At 69.0% G+C, this 3,563-nt stretch carries 3 protein-coding genes; all 3 read right to left on the bottom strand.

The window, feature by feature from the left end; all coding sequences use genetic code 11:
• Nucleotides 1–366: 366 nt before the first annotated feature.
• Nucleotides 367–1,614 (bottom strand): hypothetical protein, encoded by a 1,248-nt coding sequence (locus D7Y11_RS42065; protein ID WP_126936471.1) that lies wholly within the window; start codon nt 1,612–1,614, stop codon nt 367–369.
• A 90-nt stretch (nt 1,615–1,704) separates the two neighbouring features.
• Nucleotides 1,705–2,025: a hypothetical protein gene (locus tag D7Y11_RS42060; RefSeq protein WP_121756161.1), complete on the bottom strand. Its 321-nt coding sequence runs from the start codon at nt 2,023–2,025 to the stop codon at nt 1,705–1,707.
• Nucleotides 2,022–3,563: alpha/beta hydrolase-fold protein (locus D7Y11_RS42055; protein WP_233607581.1), on the bottom strand; the 1,542-nt coding region annotated here is incomplete at its 5' end. The genes D7Y11_RS42055 and D7Y11_RS42060, both read right to left, overlap by 4 nt.

Here is a 3,563-nt window from a genome sequence, read left to right as displayed (position 1 = left end):
CCAGCACCGTCCGGGCCGAAGTCCTCCTCAAACTCCTGGCCCACAACATCCGCCGGCTGCTGACACGCAGCCGGCTTTTTTGCGTCTACTTCGTGCTGGAGGCGCCTGCCTCCCTTGAGGCTCAGTAGCCAGTCAGCCTGCACCCCTATTCCGCGCAACCCTCCAGTCGGACAGGTTTTGAGGCCACCGTGCCCTGGCGGGCGCCTCTGTTCGTGGGCCCGCCTTTGCGTCCGCTTGAGTTCCCGTTTTGGCCTGCCGCGGCGCTCCGCGAGGCGCGTGCCCTCGCGGAGGATTTGAAGTCGCGGGATGGAGTGACGGACTGCTGGGGCCTTCTTGGACGCCGCACTCCCTTAGGGGCCTCTCCGCTCAGTACTCGTGCTGGATGAGCCAGAACACCGCGGTGCGGTGCGACTGGGGGAAGTACACGATGTAGAGGTTGTGGAAATCATGCGCACTCGGGGCCACCAGCGGGTCGTCGTAGAGGTGCGCCACCACCGGTACCTCCGTGCCGTTGCCCAGCTCCTGCGGCAGCACCTGGCCCAGCTCCGGGAAGGCCCACGCGATGCGGCTCGCGAAGTCCGCGTACGTCAGGTTGGGCTGCCGCGTGAACTGCACGCGCTGATTGGACGACAGCTCCGGCAGCGTGGCGAAGGCGCCCTCCACCACCCAGTCCAGATGCGTGGGCTGCGTGTCCGCCACGGAGGGCACGTTGAGCGTCCAGAGGAACTCGTCGCAGTAATTCTCGCCGGCCTTGCACCGCGTGTGGCCGTCCGCCCGGGCCTCGTTGATGGCGTCGTTGTCCTCCAGTTCCGTGAGTGGCAGCGGGCCCGCGCCGTAGTAGCGCCGGTAGAAGTCCTTGCACACCGGCCACATCCGCGACGTGAAGGCCGCTTCGCCGTTGGCGCACCAGGGCTTCTGGCCCGACGACACAGCGCACTGAGACAGCCAGGCGTCGTGCGCGTCCTGCGCGTCCGTGCACTGCGGCAGCGCCTGCGCTGGTGTCACGCTCTGCGTCTCCACCACGCTCTCGTCACACACCTCGATGCGCGTGGCCACGTCCAGGTCGCACGCGGTGAACAGGTCATCCTGCGCGCAGGCTCCGTTGAGACAGCCCAGCGCCAGGCGGAACTTCTTGCCCGCTCCCGTGCCGGTGCTCACCACCGCCAGGTACTCGCCGCCCTGGGCCAGCGTCAGGCTGGCCACCTTGGACAGCTGGCCGTAGCCCGCGTCGTCGTCCTGCGCGAGCACCGTGGTGCCGTAGCTGCCGCTCGTGTTCCTGGGGCCGTAGATGAACAGGCCCGTATCCAGGTACATGCTGCTGCCCAGGTGCGTGACCTCCAGGCTCACCTTCGCGCCCGCTGCCACGTTGAAGCTGAAGGACAGATACTGCGGGTTCGTCGTGAACTGTGTCTGCACCGCGCCGTTCAGCCCCACCGGCCCCAGGTACGCCGTGCTGTCCACGAGGTTGCCGCTCGTGGGCACGGGAGGCGTGTACAGAATGGCCTGCGTGCTCGAGCCGACCTGCGTGGGCGCGTCCTGCTCCTGCGACGGACCACACGCCGCCACGAGCAACGACGGCACCAGCCACCACAGCCGATTCCAGGCGTGACGCATGCAACACTTCCTTCTTGTCTTGGGGGAATACAGCTTTGAGGCAGAAGGCGTGTTCCACACCCGGAGGTGGGCGTTCAAGTCACAACCGGTTCACAGGTCCTGGAACCAGGCGGCGTAGGGCGTGTTCCGCACGAGGCGCCGGTTGAGGTCCGGCGTGCCATCCGTCCACCACGGCGCGCCCCGCTCTCCCAGGCCCACCTTGGCGCGGTGCACGCGGTCTCGCGCCCGGCGCTCCAGGGCCGCGTCCTTTGTTCGCTTCGCCCGGCCCACGTCGGCGCGGGCCCGCATCAGCGCGGCCACCAGCAGTTCTCGCTGCCGGGGCCCGAGCGCTGGATTGCTGCGGCGCCACAGCCGCCCGTCCACCACCAGGTAGCGTCCATCCGGGGTGGTGGGGGGCGGCGGCTTCGTCACTGCTTCACGGGATACAGGAAGCGCAGGAGGTCACCGAAGCGCGCGCTCCACGCGGCCTCGTTGTGCTGGCCTCCCTCCACCACCGTGTACTTGAGGTCGTCGTCCAGCACCCAGCCCTTGGCCACCAGCGCGTCGCGCAGCGCCTGCGCATCCGCCACCGTCTCCGCCTGGCTGCCGGAGCCTTCGTTGGTGCCGATGTCCTCCCAGATGCGCAGCTCGGGCTTGGCGGTGAGCGCGTTCACCTCCGAGACAATCTCCCGGTCCGCCCACCACACCGACGGCGACACCACGCCCAGGCGGGTGAAGACGTCCGGGTGCTTGAGCCCCAGCGACATGGACACGAGCCCGCCCAGCGACGAGCCCGCGAGCCCCGTGAACCGCGCCTCCGGCTTCGTGCGGAACTCCGCGTCGATGCGCGGCTTCAGCTCCTGGATGAGGAACTGGCCATACACGTCCGCGCGGCCCGCGTTCGGGTACTCCGGCGGGAAGGGCACCGGCGTGTACTCCGCGATGCGGTCGCTCGTGTTGTAGATGCCCACGATGATGAGCGGCTCCACCTTGCCGGACTCCACCAGCGCCTGCGCCGTCTCATCCACGTTCCACTCGCCCGCGAACGCGGTGCTGACGTCCATCAGGTTCTGGCCGTCGTGCATGTAGAGCACCGGGTAGCGGCGCGTGGTGTCCGCCTCGTAGCCGGGCGGCAGCCAGATGATGACGTCGCGCGGCTTGAGGCTTGCGTCCTGGGGCACGACGTTGCGCAGGTAGCGCACGTCACCGGTGAGCGGCGGGGGCGGCGGGGGCGTGGAGAGGTCCGCCCAGCCCTTCACCGCCACGGGCACGCGCTCGAAGCCGCCGCCGGTGGTGAAGGTGTGGTTGGCCACCTCGGCGCCAGTTTCGCTCTTCTCCACCGTGTCCCACGAACCGCGCGTCACCTTGAACTCCAGGCCCGTGCTCGCCGCGAAGGTGACGGCGCCGGCGTAGGCGTTGTCCATGGCCTGGTAGAGCTCCACCTCCGCGCCATTCCAGTTCCCCAGTTCCGGCTGGTTTCCGGACAGCCACACCTTGGCCCCAACCGGCGTGATGTCCGGGACCTGGACGATGAACACGGTCCTCGCGCCTGTCTGCCCCCCCTCGGCGCCGAAGCGCTCCACCGTGAGGGTGACAGTCTCCTCGTTCTCACGGGCGGTGACGGTGTGGTCCGCCTCCGGTGCTCCCTGGGCGTCCAGCGCCACCTGGGCCGTGGGCGCCGTCATCAACACCGCGTAGGTGAAGGCGGTGTTCTTGGGCAGCCGGGCCTTCAGGCTGAACTGACGGCCGCCCTGGTAGACCATCTCCAGGCCCCGCCCGTCCGTGCCGCCGAACGTGGCGGTGGGGCCCTTGAGGAAGATCTCCGCGTCGACCGGCGTCTCCGGTGGGACGGTGAGGTCGAACTGGACGTCGGAGAAGACCTGCTCGACGGGCTTCGGCTTGTCGGAGGAACAGCCCCAGAGGGCCGCCAACGCCAGGACGAGCAACAGGGTGGGCCTTGAGGGCCGGGG

It is taken from the genome of Corallococcus sp. AB018, from assembly GCF_003986945.1.
GTDB lineage: Bacteria > Myxococcota > Myxococcia > Myxococcales > Myxococcaceae > Corallococcus > Corallococcus exiguus.
Note: the sequence above shows the minus strand (reverse complement) of the source record. Positions and strands in the feature narration are given on the sequence as shown.

What these genes read in the sequence shown, in the direction of transcription:
- D7Y11_RS42065 (WP_126936471.1), bottom strand. Translation starts at nt 1,614, where the DNA reads ATGCGTCACGCCTGGAATCGGCTGTGGTGGCTGGTGCCGTCGTTGCTC.